At 71.5% G+C, this 15,444-nt stretch carries 13 protein-coding genes; 5 read left to right on the plus strand and 8 right to left on the minus strand.

Annotated elements, in window-relative coordinates; genetic code table 11:
• Positions 1–115 precede the first annotated feature (115 nt).
• Positions 116–1,171: a phosphogluconate dehydrogenase (NAD(+)-dependent, decarboxylating) gene (gene gnd, locus ABWO84_RS10170; RefSeq protein ID WP_353114424.1), complete on the plus strand. Its 1,056-nt coding sequence runs from the start codon at positions 116–118 to the stop codon at positions 1,169–1,171.
• Between the two features lie 42 nt (positions 1,172–1,213).
• Here gnd and manD read toward each other — a convergent pair whose 3' ends face one another.
• Genes manD through ABWO84_RS10210 form a run of 8 tightly spaced genes read right to left on the minus strand, consistent with a single transcriptional unit; the run spans position 1,214 to position 9,710 of the window.
• A complete protein-coding gene (gene manD / locus ABWO84_RS10175) occupies positions 1,214–2,452 on the minus strand; it encodes a D-mannonate dehydratase ManD (RefSeq protein ID WP_353114425.1) in 1,239 nt (412 codons plus the stop codon).
• Positions 2,449–3,660, minus strand: a complete 1,212-nt coding sequence (locus ABWO84_RS10180) for a mannitol dehydrogenase family protein (RefSeq protein WP_353114426.1) — start codon at positions 3,658–3,660, stop codon at positions 2,449–2,451. Before ABWO84_RS10180 ends, manD begins: the two co-directional genes overlap by 4 nt.
• Positions 3,657–4,517: a sugar phosphate isomerase/epimerase family protein gene (locus tag ABWO84_RS10185; RefSeq protein ID WP_353114428.1), complete on the minus strand. Its 861-nt coding sequence runs from the start codon at positions 4,515–4,517 to the stop codon at positions 3,657–3,659. The genes ABWO84_RS10180 and ABWO84_RS10185 overlap by 4 nt, the downstream gene beginning before the upstream one ends.
• Positions 4,514–5,635, minus strand: coding sequence for a Gfo/Idh/MocA family protein (locus ABWO84_RS10190; protein ID WP_353114429.1), 1,122 nt, complete (start codon positions 5,633–5,635; stop codon positions 4,514–4,516). Before ABWO84_RS10190 ends, ABWO84_RS10185 begins: the two co-directional genes overlap by 4 nt.
• Positions 5,632–6,468, minus strand: a complete 837-nt coding sequence (locus ABWO84_RS10195) for a sugar phosphate isomerase/epimerase family protein (RefSeq protein WP_353114430.1) — start codon at positions 6,466–6,468, stop codon at positions 5,632–5,634. Before ABWO84_RS10195 ends, ABWO84_RS10190 begins: the two co-directional genes overlap by 4 nt.
• A complete protein-coding gene (locus ABWO84_RS10200) occupies positions 6,468–7,376 on the minus strand; it encodes a carbohydrate ABC transporter permease (protein WP_353114431.1) in 909 nt (302 codons plus the stop codon). The genes ABWO84_RS10195 and ABWO84_RS10200 overlap by 1 nt, the downstream gene beginning before the upstream one ends.
• Positions 7,373–8,341 (minus strand): carbohydrate ABC transporter permease, encoded by a 969-nt coding sequence (locus ABWO84_RS10205; protein ID WP_353114432.1) that lies wholly within the window; start codon positions 8,339–8,341, stop codon positions 7,373–7,375. Before ABWO84_RS10205 ends, ABWO84_RS10200 begins: the two co-directional genes overlap by 4 nt.
• Positions 8,342–8,351: 10 nt before the next feature.
• Positions 8,352–9,710, minus strand: coding sequence for an ABC transporter substrate-binding protein (locus ABWO84_RS10210; RefSeq protein WP_353114433.1), 1,359 nt, complete (start codon positions 9,708–9,710; stop codon positions 8,352–8,354).
• Positions 9,711–9,816: 106 nt separating this feature from the next.
• On the opposite strand from ABWO84_RS10210, the gene ABWO84_RS10215 reads away from it, so the two are divergent.
• The 4 genes from ABWO84_RS10215 to ABWO84_RS10230 all read left to right on the plus strand — a co-directional run bounded on the left by ABWO84_RS10215 (position 9,817) and on the right by ABWO84_RS10230 (position 15,443).
• Positions 9,817–10,857: a LacI family DNA-binding transcriptional regulator gene (locus ABWO84_RS10215; RefSeq protein ID WP_353114434.1), complete on the plus strand. Its 1,041-nt coding sequence runs from the start codon at positions 9,817–9,819 to the stop codon at positions 10,855–10,857.
• A gap of 19 nt (positions 10,858–10,876) precedes the next feature.
• The gene (gene uxaC, locus ABWO84_RS10220; RefSeq protein ID WP_353114436.1) at positions 10,877–12,283 is read left to right on the plus strand and encodes a glucuronate isomerase; all 1,407 of its coding nucleotides are present in this window, start codon (positions 10,877–10,879) and stop codon (positions 12,281–12,283) included.
• A 336-nt stretch (positions 12,284–12,619) separates the two neighbouring features.
• The gene (locus tag ABWO84_RS10225; RefSeq protein WP_353114438.1) at positions 12,620–14,161 is read left to right on the plus strand and encodes a sodium:solute symporter family protein; all 1,542 of its coding nucleotides are present in this window, start codon (positions 12,620–12,622) and stop codon (positions 14,159–14,161) included.
• Complete coding sequence (locus ABWO84_RS10230; protein ID WP_353114440.1) at positions 14,154–15,443, plus strand: AGE family epimerase/isomerase; 1,290 nt, start codon at positions 14,154–14,156, stop codon at positions 15,441–15,443. The genes ABWO84_RS10225 and ABWO84_RS10230 overlap by 8 nt, the downstream gene beginning before the upstream one ends.
• Position 15,444: the final 1 nt, after the last annotated feature.

Genomic DNA, 15,444 nt, shown 5'->3' on the forward strand with positions numbered 1-15,444 from the left:
GAGCGAGTACGGCGGCATCGCGCCCGCTCCGCGCGGCGATTGCGGCCCTTCGGCGACGAGTGCGACGATGAGCCTGGCCCGCAAACGGGCCGTTTCCGCGGCGTGAGGAGATGCGATGCAACTGGCGATGGTCGGACTGGGCAGGATGGGCGCGAACATCGTGCGCCGGCTGATGCGCGGCGGACACGAATGCGTGGTCTACGACGTCAACGCGGATGCCGTCTCCGCGCTCGCCGCGGAGGGGGCCACCGGTGTCTCCGACCTCCCCGCGCTCGCGGCGGCGATGCAGACCCCGCGGGTGGTGTGGCTGATGGTTCCGGCATCGCTCACCGGCAGGGTGGTCGACGACGTCGCGGCGGTGCTCGAGCCCGGCGACATCATCATCGACGGGGGCAACTCCAACTACCGCGACGACGTGCGGCGTGCGGCGGCCCTGCGCGAGCGGGGCATCGAGTTCGTCGACGCGGGCACCAGCGGCGGCGTGTTCGGCCTGGAGCGCGGCTACTGCCTCATGGTCGGAGGATCCGACGTCGCCGTCTCGCACATCCAGCCGCTGCTCGCGACGATCGCCCCCGGTGCGGGCGAGGTGGAGCGCACCCCGGGCCGCAGCGGACCGCTCGCCCCCGAGGAGCAGGGCTACCTGCACTGCGGACCCTCGGGCGCCGGGCACTTCGTGAAGATGGTGCACAACGGCATCGAGTACGGCATCATGGCGGCGCTGGCCGAAGGGCTCAACCTGCTCGAGAACGCGGACGCCGGTGTGCGCGAGGCGGAGCACTCCGCCGAGATCGCCCCGCTGGAGGAGCCGGAGTTCTACCAGTTCCCGATCGACACCGGGAAGGTGACGGAGCTGTGGCGCCGCGGCTCGGTGATCTCCTCCTGGCTGCTCGACCTCACCGCGGCCGCGCTGCAGGAGAACCCCACGCTCGACGGCCTCGCCGGCCGGGTCTCCGACTCTGGGGAGGGGCGCTGGACCGTGAAGGCGGCCGTCGACGTGGGTGTCCCCGCGCCGGTGCTGGCGGCCTCGCTGTTCGGGCGCTTCGCCTCCCGCGGCGAGGACCACTTCGCCAACCAGGTGCTCTCGGCGATGCGCCTGCAGTTCGGCGGGCACCAGGAGCGCCCGGCGGGCGATGTGCTGGAGGCCGGGGCGCGCAACTCCGACGCGGGCTGAACGATGCAGGGCCCGCCGGGAGAGCCGGCGGGCCCCTCCGCGTCACCAGTCGTGGACGGTGCCGTCGGCCAGACGGTTGTAGGGCAGATAGGCCTGCTCGTAGGGGTACTTGCCCGCCTCGTCCTGGTCGAGCGCGACGCCGAGGCCGGGCTCGTCGCCGGGGTGCAGCATCCCGTCCCCCCAGGTGAACGACTGCTGGAACACCTCGTTCGTGCGGGCGCCGTGCTGCATGTACTCCTGGATCCCGAAGTTGTGGATCGCGAGGCCGAGATGCATCGCCGCCGCCATGCCGACGGGCGAGATGTCGGTCGGTCCGTGCATGCCCGACTTGATCTGATACATCGCCGCGTAGTCGAGCGTCTTCTTCAGAGCCGAGATGCCGCCCATGTGGGTGACGGCCCCGCGCACGTAGTCGATGAGCTGGTCGCGGATGATGTCCTTGAAGTCCCACACCGTGTTGAAGATCTCGCCGATCGCGAGCGGCGTGGTGGTGTGCTGGCGCACCAGGCGCAGCGCCTCCTGGTTCTCCGCGGGCGTGCAGTCCTCCAGCCAGAACAGGTCGTACGGCTCGAGCGACTTGCCGAGCTTGGCCGCCTGGATGGGGGTCATCCGGTGGTGCCCGTCGTGCAGCAGGGGGATGTCCGGGCCGAACTCGTTGCGCACCGCCTCGAACACCCCGGGCAGGTGGTGCAGATACGACCGGGTGTCCCAATCCTCCTCCACCGGCCTCGCGCCGCGGCGCGCGGGCTCGTGGTCGTAGCGGGCCTCGCCGCCGCCGGTGTCGGCCGACTGCGAGGCGATGCCGTAGATCGCCTTGAGCCCCGGCACGCCGGTCTGGATGCGGATGGCCCGGTAGCCCTGCTCCAGGTGGGAGCGCACCGAGTCGAACAGCTCGGGCAGCTCCTTGCCCGACGCGTGCCCGTAGGCGAGCAGCCCGGTGCGGGAGGCGCCTCCGAGCAGCTGGTAGACGGGCATCCCGGCCTTCTTGCCCTTGATGTCCCACAGGGCCATGTCGACCGCGGCGATCGCGGCCATGGTCACCGGTCCGCGCCGCCAGTACGCCGAGCGGTAGAGGAACTGCCAGGCGTCCTCGATGCGGTCCTCGTCGCGGCCGATGAGCAGCGGCGCGACGTGCTCGGAGAGATAGGCGACCACGGCCAGCTCGCGGCCGTTGAGGGTCGCATCGCCGAGTCCGCTGACGCCGTCGGCGGTGGTGATCTTCAGGGTCACGAAGTTGCGATCGGGGCTGGCGACGATCACTTCGGCCTTGTCGATGGTCATTTCAGGGCTCCTTCCGGGGTGAGGTTGGTGAGCACCGTGTCGACGCGGTCGGCGGCGGGGACGCCGTCGAGGGCACGGGCGAGCGCGGCGCTCGCGTCGTCGGTGGGTTCGAGGGTGAGCAGGCCGTCGACCCAGGCCTGCAGCGCCCGGCGCTGCGCATCGCCGAGGCCCAGGCCGGACTCCTCGCGGCGCCGGGCCGCCGCAAGGATGCGCTGCGGGATCTTCGCAGGGCTGTCGCGGCGGATCTGGTCGAGACGGTGCGCGATGCGGGGGTTGTCGAACCGGGTGCGCAGTGCGTCGAGCCACGGGTCCAGCTCGGCGTCCGGCAGGTCGACGACGACGCGCTGCTCCTGCCAGAGGGCCTCGGTCAGCGCGCGCAGCTCCGGGTCGGCGAACGCCTCGGCGATCGTGGTGAACCCGCGCAGGCGGCCCGCGGAGGCGAGCAGGCTGTGTCCGGCGTTGAGCAGCCAGAGCTTGCGCTCCTCGTAGGGGCGCAGGTCGTCGGCGAAGCGCGCGCCGGCATCCTCCCAGGCGGGGCGTCCGGCGGGGAAGTCCCCCGAGAGCACCCATTCGGAGAACGGCTCGGTGACCACCGCCGACGGATCGTCGACCCCGGTCAGCTCCTGCACGATCGCGACGTCCTCCGCCGTCGTCGCCGGGGTGATCCGGTCGACCACGGTGTCGACGAAAGAGACGTTCTCGGCGACCCACCCCGCATCGACGCCGGCCACGGCGAGCACCGCGTCGCGCAGCAGCCGGCCGTTGCCGAGCAGGTTGTCGCAGCTGACGACGGCGATCGGTCCCGCGCCGGCGGCCCGGCGGGCGGACAGACCCGCAGCGATGCGCGCCGGCGGCCCGGCGGAGACCGCATAGCCGGGCTCGGTGACGGTGACCGTGAGCAGCGCGACCGCCGGGTCGGAGAGCGTGCCGAGCCAGGCCGCCTCGTCAGCGCCGGAGACGGCGCGGACGATCGACTGCACGGTCTCCGGCCGGTCGCCCGCCGCCGAGCGCTCGAGCAGGGTGTAGACCCCGTCCTGCGCGGCGAGGCGCACGGCGGCGTCGGGGGAGCGCCCGGTGAAGGCGGCGATCCCCCAGTCCGGCGTCGCGCGCGCCGTGTACCAGGCCTGGTGGGCGCGGTGGAAGGCGCCGAGGCCGAGGTGCGCGGCGCGTACGGGGGGATGCTGGGTGCGGACGGGCCCGGTGCTCATGACGCGCCCGCTGCGGCGTCGGCGCAGGAACGCAGATAGGCGAGATCGTCGGTGAGGCGCTGGGCGAGCGGGACCTCGGTGGAGAAGTCCTCCAGGGTGACCCAGCCGTCGTAGCCGAACTCCGCGAGGGCGCGGAAGTAGTCGGGCACGCTCGCGATGCCGTCGCGCAGCGGCGCCCAGACGGCCTCCCAGCGCACGTCGCCCTCGGGGCCCACCTCGCCGGTGCGCCGCCAGGCGGCGTTCTTCACGTGCACGTGGGCGAGGTACTCTCCGAGGATCTGCATGCCCGCGAGCGCGTCCTCCTGCCCCTCGATCACGAGGTTGCCGAGGTCGTGGATCACCCCGACGTGCGCGGGGTCGAGTCCGTCGACGAGCCGGAACGCGGCCGAGGCCGAAGCGGAGATCGTGCGATGGTGCAGCTCCACGAGCACTTTCACCCCGAGCACGGTCGCCTGCTCGACGGCCCACGCGAGGTGCTCCCGGGTGCGCGCGGCGAGAGTGCGGTAGTCGGCGGCCCCCGGCTCCGGCATCCGCACCCGCACCTGCCGGGCACCGAGCTCGGCGGTGGCGCGGAGCGTGCGCAGCACGTCGTCGTGGTCCTCGGCCATCGCGTAGCCGCCGATGCCGCTGAACTCCAGTCCGGCCTCGCGGGTGATCCGCGCGATCTCGGGGATCCGCTCCTCCAGGCCCGTCATCGGCCAGGTGGCGCGGTTCCCGGCCCAGAATCCGGGAGGGTCGGCGGGCTCCTGGTCGGTGATCCGCCACTCGATACCGTCCCAGCCGATGGCCGCGATCTGCGCCGCGGCCTCCGCGGGCTCCCACTCCGGCGTCGCCGCCGTGAAGACCGAGAACCTCATGCTGCTCCTCCCGTCCGCACGGCGGCGTCCGAGGCGGAGCCGTCGAGCACGTCGGCGATCCGCACCGGTGCGCCGGTGCTGGCCGACACGTAGACGCCGCGCACGACCGCGAGGGCGAGCAGGGCCTCCGGCACGCCGACCTTCGGGGCGCGCCCGGTGGTCACCGCCTCGGCGATGTCCGCGTACTGGCGCGCGTGCCCGAGGATGAAGTCGTCCCCGGGCTTGGGGTCGCCGAAGCGATGGCCCTCCGGAACGGCCTCGGCGCGGCGGTCGGCGGGGTCTCCGTCGACCGCGAGCAGCGCGAGCTGGTCGGACTCCACGATGCCGGAACCGGCTGAGCCGTACACCGCGAGCCGTACCTTCTGGTCGGGGTTCGCGGCCGTCGTGGCGTGCAGCACCGCGAGCGCGCCGGACTCGAACCGGAGCGTGGCGACGGCCACGTCCTCCACCTCGACACGGTCGTGCGCGAGCAGCGCGGTCTGGGCGTAGAGCTCGACGGGCGTGCCGAGATACCAGAGCAGCAGGTCGACGGTGTGCACGCCCTGGTTCATCAGGGCGCCGCCGCCGTCGAGCTCCCAGGTGCCGCGCCAGGCGCCGGAGTCGTAGTACTCCTGCGTGCGCCACCACGGCACCGAGGCGACCGCGCTGGTGACACGGCCGAAGCGCCCGGAGTGCGCGGCGTCGGCCACCGCCATCGCGCCGGGGTCGTAGCGGTGCTGGCTGATCACCGAGACGCTGAGGCCGCGGGTCGCGGCGTCCTCCGCGATCGCCGCGAGACGGCGGCCGCGGTCCATCGAGACGTCGAGGGGCTTCTCCAGCACCACGTGCCTGCCGGTCGCGAGCGCGCGCTCGGCGAGCTCCACGTGCGTGCCGCTCGGCGTGCAGATCGCGACGATCCGGATGCCGTCGGGCAGCGACTCGATGTCGGGGTGCACCGCGGGGCGCGGGGTGCCGAGCTCCGCGGCGGCGAGGTCGGCGAGGCTCTGCGCGGCCTCGGGCACGTCGTCGACGACCGCGGCGAGGCGCAGCCCGGGGGTGCGGGCGATCGCACGTGCATGGTTGACGCCGATGATGCCGCATCCGACGACGGCCACGTCCAGGACGGGGGAGGAGGTCATGACAGCGAGACTCCGATCTCATCGGTGAGCGTGCGCAGTGCGCGGCCGGCGCGGCCGAACGCGGCGGGGCCGGAGAATCCGCCCAGCGCGTTGTAGTCGGTGAGGTGCGGCTCGAGCGACGCGTAGCCGGAGTACCCGGAGTCGCGGAGCGCCGTGAGCGTCTCGCGCAGCTCGCCGTCGCCCTCGCCGACCGGGACGACCGCACCCGTCTCGGCGACCGCGTCCTTCAGCTGCAGGTACTCGAGGTGCGGGCGCAGCATCCCGTAGCCGTCGGTGAACGGACGCACGCCGACCTGCACGAAGTTGGCGTTGTCCCACGCGACGCGCAGCCGGTCCGACCCCACCGACTCGATCACGTCGAGCACCCGCTCGGGGGTGTCGCCGTAGATCTCCTTCTCGTTCTCGTGCACCAGGGTCACGCCGGCGGCCTCGGCGGCGCGGGCGAGGGCCGCCATGCGCACGAGCACCTCGTCGCGCACGTCATCCGCGGCGAGCTCCTCGGCGCGGAAGAAGGAGAAGATCCGGATGTGCTCCGTCTCCAGCGCCCGGGCGGCGGCGATCGCGCGGTCGAGCCGGGCGAGCTCGTGCTCGACGGGCAGCGACACGTCCACCTTGCCGATGGGCGACGCGATCGCCGAGGTCCCCATCCCCCGATCGCGCAGGATCTCGGCGAGCCGGGCGAGCTGCTCGTCGTCGAGGTCGACGATGTTCACCCCCCAGGCGCTGCGGACCTCGATGTGCGCGGCGCCGAGCGCCTGCAGCACCGCGATCTGCACGATCGGGTCGGCGTCGATCTCGTCGCCGAATCCGGACAGGGTCCACACGGGTCCCATCACTTCACTCCTCCTGCGGTCAGGCCTCCGACGAGGTAGCGCTGGAACACCAGGTACAGCACCACCACGGGTACGGCGCAGATGAGGGAGGCCGCCATCATCTGCCCGTAGAGGGGAACGGTGCCGGTCTCCTGCGTGGCACCGAAGATCTGCAGTGCGACGGCCGCGGTGCGGCTCTCGCGGTTGGTCATCACCGAGGCGAACAGCACGTCGTTCCAGCCCTGCAGGAAGGCGAAGATCGCCGACACGACGATGCCCGGCCAGCTGAGCGGCAGCACGATGCGGGTCAGCACCCGGAAGTTCGAGGCGCCGTCCATGCGGGCGGCCTCCTCGAGCTCGCGCGGCAGTCCGCGGATGTAGGTCACCATCACCCAGGTGGAGAACGGCAGCGCGAAGGTCAGGTAGGTGATGAACACCGACCAGTGCGTGCCGATCGTGGGGATCCGCAGCGTGGCGGACAGCGTGGAGAACATCACGAAGACCGGAAGCAGCATGAGGGTGCCGGGCACCGACTGCAGGCCCAGCAGGCCGCGCAGGATCGTGACGCGTCCGACGAAGGTGAAGCGCACGAGCACCCACGCCATCGAGACCGCGACCGCGGCGCACACGATCGCGACGGCGCCGCAGATCAGCAGGCTGTTGATCAGCCCGGTGCCGAGGTCGATCGTGCTCCACACCTTGAGGTAGTTGTCCAGGCGCAGCTCGCTGGGCCAGTACTCGCCCTTGGCGACCGCGACGTCGGAGTTCACCGAGGCGAACAGCATGTACGAGACCGGCCCCGCGACGAGCAGGCACAGCAGCACGTTCATGGCGATCAGCAGCGGCCGGGGCAGCAGCCGCGTGATGTGGGAGGTTCCGGCGGTGCGGCGGCGCGGGTTGACGGTGGTGATCGTCGTCGTGGTGCTCATCGCTTCGCGTCCTCTCCGGTGTCGAGGCGCACGGCGCGCAGGTACACGAACAGCGGGATCGCGACGATGACCAGCGAGGCGACCGCCATCGCCGCCGACAGCCCGAAGCGGAAGCTCTGGAACGCGGTGGTGTAGGTCAGCACCGGCAGCACCTCGACGTCGACCGGCGCGGGGATGCCGAACAGCACGAACGGCATCGTGAAGGCGTTGAGGCTGTGCAGGAAGGTGAGGATGAAGGCCAGCAGGATCGAGCCCCGCAGATAGGGGAGGACGACCTTGCGCAGCTTGATCCACCAGCCGGCTCCGTCGAGCGCGGCCGCTTCGTGCACCTCGGCGTCGACGGCCTGCAGCCCGGCGAGGGTGAGGAGGTAGACGAACGGCCAGCTCACCCAGAGCTGCGCGATCACGAGGGTCCAGTAGCTCTGCGGCCCGTTGAGCCAGAGGCCCGGGTTCACGCCGAACAGCCCGAAGAACCCGTCGACGGCGCCCTCGGGCTGGAACATCGCGCGGAACACGGTCGCCACCACGAAGGCCGGCAGCACGTAGGGGATCAGGTAGACCGAGCGCACCAGCCCGCGGCCGCGGAAGGCGTTCTGCGTGGCGAGGGCGGCGACGACGCCGATCGGCACGGAGGCGATCGCGACGATCAGGGCGTAGCTGACGCTCAGCCAGACGCCGTGCAGGAGGCGCGACTCCGTGATCGCCTCGACGAAGTTCCCGAGTGCGAGGAACGGCGCCTGCAGCCATTGCCGGATCGTGTACTGGTCGAGGTCGAGCAGCGAGATCCAGATGGCGAGGAACAGCGGCACGACGATGAGCAGCGTCATCAGCAGGCCGCCGGGCACCAGCATCCACAGCGGGCGCGGGCGCTCGCTCGGCGGGGTGCCGTTCCGGCTCGGGGCGGAGGCCCCGGCGTGCGCGATGCGCGCCGGAGCCTCCTTCCCGCTGTCGGTGAGGGTGGTCATCGTGATCGCGTCACTTCGACTTGTCGAGCGCCGACTGCGAGGCGGCCGCGGCGTCCTTGACGGCCTTCGCGATGGCGTCGGGGGTGAGCTTGCCGGACTGCAGGGCGGGGAGCGACTGCACGACGACGTTGGTCAGCGCGAGCTGCGTGTCCCCCCAGGCGCCGGTGAAGGGCGTCGCGATCGACTTGGCCGCGGCCTGCACGTTCGCGGCCAGCTCGGGGTTGTCCTTCTCGACCTTCGCCGAGGCCTCGGCGCCGGTCGGCAGCTCGCCGAAGGTGGCGAAGTAGTCGGCCTGCCACTCCGGGCTCGTGATCATCTCGATGAGGGCGAACGCGAGGTCCTGGTTGGGCGAGTACTGCGCGACGACGAGGTTGTCGCCGGAGAGGATGCTGGCGGCCTCCTTCCCGTCGGAGGGACGCGAGGTCTCCCCCGGGGGCACGGTGGGCATCACGGCGTAGGCATACTTGTCCGCCACCGCGGAGGTGGACAGCGTGGCCTTCGAGACCGCCGAGGTCATCGGCAGGAACGCGGCCTTGCCCTCCGCGAAGGCGGCGACGGCCTGTGCGTTCTTCCATCCGACCGACGCCGGGTCGACCAGGCCCTGCTGGTACCACCCGAAGTAGGTGTCGTAGGCGGCGGTGACCGTCTTGTCGTCGAGCTCCGACTTCTTGGCCTTGACGTCGATCAGGGGGTTGCCGGCCTGCACGGACATGCCCCAGATGAACTTCCACGGGTCGTAGTTGTCGGCGTAGCCGATCGCGAGGCCGTGCACGTCGCCCTGGGTGGTCTTCTTGGCGGCCTCGGTCAGCTCGTCCCAGGTGGTGGGGACGTCGGTCACGCCCGCCGCCGCGAGGAGGTCCTTGTTGTAGGCCATCACGAACGGGCGGCTGGCGAACGGGATGCCGACCTCGTCCTTCTCGCTGGGTCCGGAGATGCCGAGCAGCGAGGGGACGAACCGGTCGCGTCCGCCGACCTTCTTCCACTCGGCGTCGGTGAGCTTCACGAAGGCTCCGGTCGCATACGCGGTCGGGGTGAACGTGGTGCCGAGACCGTAGACGTCGGGGCCCTGATTGGACAGCACCGAGGTCTGGATCTTGGTCAGCTCGTCGTTGGCGGTGGCGAAGGTCTCGAAGCTGACCTTCGCCCCGGTCTTCTTCTCGAAGGCGTCGGACACCTTCGTGAACCACTCCTTCTGCTGCTCGGGGTACAGACCGTTGGCGGCCATCATGACGGTGAGCGTCTTGCCCTTGCCGTCGACGGCGCCGCCGTCCGTGCCGCCTTTGTCGTCAGTGGATCCGGAGCAGCCGGCGAGCACGATCGCCGTGGCCGAGACCGCCGCGGCGATGCCGAGGATACGTCGGGACTTCATCGAACTCTCCCTTGAGTAAGTGAGTGCTGGTGTGGCAAAGGTAGGCAGGAATGGCAAACCCTTGCAATCACTTGCCATGATTTGCCACCTGTGCTTCTCTGATGCCATGTCCGAGCACAACGACGAGCCCGTACGGCGGGCGACCCTGGCCGACGTCGCCGAGGCGGCCGGCGTCGCGCCGTCGACCGTCTCCCGCGCGCTCGCGACACCGGGCCGCGGCAACCGCGAGACGAGGGAGCGGATCGTCCGCATCGCGGAGCGGCTCGGATACGTGCCGGCATCCGCCTCCCACGGTGCGCCGCGCGAGCGCACCCGCATGGTCGCGGTGCTCGTCTCCGACGTGACCAACCCCTTCTACTTCGGCATCATCCGGGGCACGCAGCAGGCGCTGCGGGTGGCCGGCTACTCGCAGCTGCTCGTGCACACGGAGGAGTCGGACGAGATGGAGGAGAGCTCCCTCGCCGAGCTGCGCGGGTCGTACGACGGCGCCATCCTCGCCGCCTCGCGCCTCTCCGACCAGCGTCTGGCCGAGCTGTCGGCGGAGATCCCGATCGTCGCCCTCAACCGCGCGGTGCCCGGCGTCCCCTCGGTGTTCATCGACACGCCCCGCGGCTTCGACCAGGCGGTCGAGCACCTGGCGTCCCTGGGGCACAAGCGCATCTGCTACGTCGCGGGCCCGCCGACCAGCTGGGCGGACAACCTCCGCTGGCGCGCGGTGACCGCGGCGGCGAAGCGGCTCGGCATGGAATGCGTGCGCGTGGGGCCGTTCGCGCCGCGCAAGAGCGCGGGTGCCGCCGCCGCCGACGCAGCGCTGAACACCGGGGCGACCGCCTGCGTGGTGTTCAACGACCTCATCGCGATCGGGATGCTCGTGCGGCTCGGCGAGCGCGGTGTGCGGGTGCCCGACGACATGAGCATCGTCGGATGCGACGACATCTTCGGCGCGGACTTCTGCAGCCCCCCGCTGACCACCCTGACTGCGCCGGTCGAGCAGGCGGCGCGGAAGTCGGTGTCGGTGCTGCTCGACCACATCAAGCACGACCGCGCGGGTGGAGCCGGTGCGCCGGGGAGCGCGCAGCGCAAGGTGGCCGTGCTCGCCGCCCACCTGACCGTGCGCGCGTCGACCGGCCCGGTCCGCCCCGGATGACCCCCTTCGAAGGAGAAGCATGACCCCCGCACCCCTCGCCCCGCACCCCGACCGGCTGCTGCCCGCCGATCCCGGCGTGCGGCGTCTCGCCCGCGAGCTGTACCGGTCGGTCGCGGATGCGCCGATCCTCTCGCCGCACGGCCACGTCGAGGCGGCGCTGCTGGCCGACGACCTGCCGTTCCCCGATCCGGCCACCCTCCTCATCACGCCAGACCACTACGTGCTGCGGCTGCTGCACGCCACGGGCGTGGGGCTCGGCGAGCTCGGCCGGGGCGAGGGCCCGGCGGATCCGCGCGACGTGTGGCGGGCGTTCTGCGCGGGGTGGGACGTGTTCCTCGGCACGCCCGTCCGGTACTGGTTCGAGACCAGCCTCTCCGAGGTGTTCGGCGTGACCGAGCAGCCGAGCGCCGCCAACGCCGATGAGCTGTACGACCACATCGACGCGCTGCTGCGCACCCCGGAGTTCCGCCCCCGGGCCCTGTTCGACCGCTTCGGCATCGAGGTGCTCGCGACGACCGACGACCCCGCATCCGACCTGGAGGCGCACGCCCGCCTGCGCGACGACCCCTCGTTCTCGGGACGCGTGCTGCCGACCTTCCGCGCCGACCGGTACATGGATCCCTCGGCTCCGGGGTGGGCGGGTTTCCTCGGCGAGCTCGCGGAGACGGCGGGGATCGACACGGGGGACCGCGCCGGTCTCCTGGCCGCCCTGTGCGCGCGCCGCGAGGCGTTCCGCGCCGCGGGCGGGACCGCCACCGACACCGGGGTGCTCGATGCGGGGTCGCAGCCGCTCCCGGCCGCCGAGGCCGAGCGCATCCACGCCGCGGGGCTGCGCGGCGAGGTGTCGGTCGACGACGCGACGGCCTACCGCCGCGACATGCTCTACCGGCTCGCGGAGATGTCCGCGGAGGACGGGCTGGTGATGCAGCTGCATCCCGGGGTGATCCGCAACCACCACGTCCCCACCCTCGAGCGGTTCGGCCCCGACTCGGGGCACGACCTGCCCGACGTCGCCGCCTACACGCGGCCGCTCACCCCGATCCTCAACGACTTCGGCACCGACGAGACGTTCCGGCTGGTGCTGTTCACCGTCGACGAGACCTCGTTCAGCCGCGAGATCGGTCCGCTCGCGGGGTTCTACCCCAGCGTGTACGCCGGCGCGCCGTGGTGGTTCATCGACACCCCCGACGCGATCGCGCGCTTCCGCCGTGCGGTGACCGACAGCGCCGGATTCACGAAGACGAGCGGGTTCATCGACGACACGCGGGCGTTCTGCTCGATCCCCGCGCGGCACGACATGTCCCGCCGCGTCGACGCCGGCTACCTGGCGACGCTGGTCGCCGAGCATCGCCTCGACGAGGACGCCGCGCACACCCTCGCCCGTCGCCTCGTCGACGACATCCCGCGCGCCACCTTCCGCCTCTAGGGGCCGGGGCGTGGTTGCGCCGCGGTGCTCCCGCGCCCTGTGGTGCCCCTGGCCCGTGTGACAGCACAGGGTGGTCAGTTTCGGCAGGAATTCGCCCGAAAACCTGCCGAAACTGACCACCCTGCAGGGCGTGCCCCGGAAACCTGCCGAAACTGACCACCCTGCGAGGCCGCCCTGCGTGGGCTCTGCGGGAAGCGTGGAAAAGCGAGGGGTGGGAAGGGAGGGAGCGGAGGCCTTGCAGTGCAAACGTTTGCATGCGAGCATCGCCCAGACAACCCGGCGATCCCTGCGCCGGGTGACCGAACTCACACAATGGCGTCTGAAGGAGTCTCGAACATGGGTGTGCTCGACTGGATCGTCGTCGCGCTGTACTTCCTCGTGATGATCGCGATCGGCGTCTACGCCAAATCGCGTATCAAAGACGCCGCCGACTTCTTCGTGGCCGGCGGCAAGATCCCCTGGTGGCTCACCGGGATCTCCCATCACATGTCCGGATACTCGGCGGCGGTCTTCGTCGGGTACGCGGCCCTGGCCTATACGACCGGTTTCTCGGTCTACGTCTGGTGGGCGCTGAGCATCACCATCGCGTGTGGGCTGGGCGCGTGGCTCTTCGCACCCCGCTGGCCGCGCCTGCGTCAGCGGCTCGGCATCATCTCCCCGCTGGAGTACGTCGCCAAGCGGTTCAACGTGCCGACGGAGCAGGTGCTCGCCTGGTCGGGCGTCGGCCTGAAGGTGTTCGACGTGGCCGCGAAGTGGAGCGCCTCGGCGATCCTGCTGCAGGTCTTCGCGGGCGTCCCGATCGGCTGGGGCATCCTGCTGGTCGGCGGCGTCACGATGATCTACTCGACCATCGGCGGGGTCTGGGCCGATGTGCTCACCGACTTCGGGCAGTTCCTCATCCAGCTGGTCGCCGCGATCGCGCTCGCCGTCGCCGTGATGGTGCACCTCGACGGCATCCCCACGATCTGGACGATGTGGCAGGACCTCCCCGCCGGTCACTCCGACCCGTTCGCCGGCACCCTCACCGTGCCGTTCTTCCTCGCGTACATCCTCATCTCGACGCTGTCCTACAACGGCGGCACCTGGAACCTCGCGATGCGGATGATCTCGACCCCGAACGGCCGAGAGGCCCGCCGCTCGATGATCTTCTCGGGCGTGCTCTACCTGGTGTGGCCGCTGGTGCTGTTCTTCCCGATGTGGGCGGCGCCGCTGCTGCTGCCCGGGCTGAAGGATCCGAGCCAGTCGTACGCCCTGCTCGTGGACAACCTGCTCCCCACGGGCCTCGTCGGGCTCGTGCTGGTCGGCATGTTCAGCCACACGATGGCGATGACGTCGTCCGACTCCAACGCGATCGCCTCGGTGGTGGTGCGCGACATCATCCCGCTGTTCCGCAAGGGCCGCAGCTTCCTGCCCTCGAAGACCGAGCTCTGGTTCAGCAGGTTCATCACGTTCCTGTTCATCACCGGATCGATGGTCATCGCACTCACCAGCGAGTCGTTCGGCGGCGTGCTCGGCCTGCTGATCCTCTGGTTCGGCGCCCTCGTCGGCCCGGTCGCCGTGCCGATGCTGCTGGGCATGCTGCCCTGGTTCCGCCGGTCGGGGTCGGCCGCGGCGCTGATCTCGACGGCGCTCGGCCTGCTCACCTTCGCGCTGAACCGCTGGGCGTGGCCCGGCTGGATCGAGTCGCTGGGCGTCAACGGCCAGGCCTGGACGGTCGCGACCCCGGTCGTCGTCTCCCTCGTCTCGTTCATCCTGATCGGGTTCATCCGCTCGGAGGCATCCGCCGAGACCGACGAGCTGATCGCGTCGATCGAGACGGATGCTCCGGACGAGGCGCCGGTGCGGGCGCCGCGGATCGCGGGTGCCGCGGATGCCTGAGTCCGGTGCGCACTGGGGGGAGCACCTCGTCACGACGGTGCTCCCCTGGTGGGAGCGCGCCGTGCGGCCCGGCGGCGGCGTGTTCACCTGCTACTCGAACGACGGCGTGCGCGTGAGCGACGACCTCTACACCTGGTCCCAGGGGCGGTGGGCTTGGCTCGCCGCCGAGCTCGCCGCCGAGGCGGAGGCCGGCCGGCTGGACGTCGACGCGGCTCTCTGGCGGCGCCGCGCGATCGAGACCGCCGACCTCGTGAACGAGCATGCCCTGCTCGGTGACGGCACGGTCGCGTTCCGGCTGGGCGCCGGGGGAGAGCAGCTGCCGAGCGGCCCCTCCGGCGAGCTCGCGACCAGCGTGTTCGCCGATCTCTTCGCGGCTCTCGGTCTCGCCGGCGGCATCCGGATGCTGGACGCGGGGGACCCTCGCCGCGCGGAGTGGCGGCGTCAGGCCGAGCTGCTGCTCGAGACGGCCGAGAACTCCACGCAGGCCGGCACGGCGCTCAGCGAGCCCTATCCGGTGCCCGCCGGATACGCCGACCTCCCGGCGCCGATGAGCCTGGTGCACACCGCCTCGGAGCTGCTCCGGGCCGCACCGGACAGCGCCATGGCCCGTGGGGTGCGCGATCGCGCCTGGGCACGCCTCGACGCGGACTTCCTGCAGACGGACGCGTGGTGGGAGTTCCGTCCCGCCGACCCGGCCGACGCCGGGACGCTGCTCGCGCGCCACCGCACGCCCGGTCATCTGCTCGAGCTCGCCTGGATGCTGCTGCACTCCGGGGACGAGGCGCGCGGCCGGGCCGACATCGGGGGCACCCCGCCGTTCGCCCCCGATCGGCTCGCCTCCCTCGCGCGGCGGGCGATCGACATCGGCGAGGACCGCGACCGGGGCGGGGTCCTCCGTTACGTGGACGGCGACGGCGGACGCCCGGACGGCATCCGGTCGTCGCGGCCGGAACGGTACGAGGAACTGGTGGAGCGCACGTGGGACACCAAGCTCTGGTGGGTGCACGTCGAGTCGCTGTACGCGTGCGCCCTGCTCGCCGAGCGCACCGGCGACGAGGCCCTGCGGGCGGCGGCGGAGCGGATCGACGACTACGTCTTCCGCACCTTCCCCGATCCCGGCGGCGCCGAGTGGCTGCAGATCCGCGACCGCGACGGCGCACCTCTCGACGAGGTCGTCGCGCTGCCGGTGAAGGACCCGTTCCACATCGCCCGCAGCCTGCTGCTGCTCCACCGCCTCGCCGCCACGGACACCGCCTCGAAGAGAACGAACACAGGAGAATGAC

Origin of the sequence: Microbacterium sp., from assembly GCF_040394595.1 — a bacterium.
Taxonomy (GTDB): Bacteria; Actinomycetota; Actinomycetes; order Actinomycetales; family Microbacteriaceae; genus Microbacterium.

Excerpts from the sequence above, each read along its gene's own strand:
- ABWO84_RS10185 (WP_353114428.1), bottom strand. The coding sequence starts at position 4,517 with ATGAGGTTCTCGGTCTTCACGGCGGCGACGCCGGAGTGGGAGCCCGCG.
- ABWO84_RS10180 (WP_353114426.1), bottom strand. The coding sequence starts at position 3,660 with ATGAGCACCGGGCCCGTCCGCACCCAGCATCCCCCCGTACGCGCCGCG.
- gnd (WP_353114424.1), top strand. The coding sequence starts at position 116 with ATGCAACTGGCGATGGTCGGACTGGGCAGGATGGGCGCGAACATCGTG.
- ABWO84_RS10195 (WP_353114430.1), bottom strand. The coding sequence starts at position 6,468 with ATGGGACCCGTGTGGACCCTGTCCGGATTCGGCGACGAGATCGACGCC.
- ABWO84_RS10190 (WP_353114429.1), bottom strand. The coding sequence starts at position 5,635 with ATGACCTCCTCCCCCGTCCTGGACGTGGCCGTCGTCGGATGCGGCATC.
- ABWO84_RS10210 (WP_353114433.1), bottom strand. The coding sequence starts at position 9,710 with ATGAAGTCCCGACGTATCCTCGGCATCGCCGCGGCGGTCTCGGCCACG.
- manD (WP_353114425.1), bottom strand. The coding sequence starts at position 2,452 with ATGACCATCGACAAGGCCGAAGTGATCGTCGCCAGCCCCGATCGCAAC.
- ABWO84_RS10230 (WP_353114440.1), top strand. The coding sequence starts at position 14,154 with ATGCCTGAGTCCGGTGCGCACTGGGGGGAGCACCTCGTCACGACGGTG.
- ABWO84_RS10225 (WP_353114438.1), top strand. The coding sequence starts at position 12,620 with ATGGGTGTGCTCGACTGGATCGTCGTCGCGCTGTACTTCCTCGTGATG.
- ABWO84_RS10215 (WP_353114434.1), top strand. The coding sequence starts at position 9,817 with ATGTCCGAGCACAACGACGAGCCCGTACGGCGGGCGACCCTGGCCGAC.
- uxaC (WP_353114436.1), top strand. The coding sequence starts at position 10,877 with ATGACCCCCGCACCCCTCGCCCCGCACCCCGACCGGCTGCTGCCCGCC.
- ABWO84_RS10205 (WP_353114432.1), bottom strand. The coding sequence starts at position 8,341 with ATGACCACCCTCACCGACAGCGGGAAGGAGGCTCCGGCGCGCATCGCG.
- ABWO84_RS10200 (WP_353114431.1), bottom strand. The coding sequence starts at position 7,376 with ATGAGCACCACGACGACGATCACCACCGTCAACCCGCGCCGCCGCACC.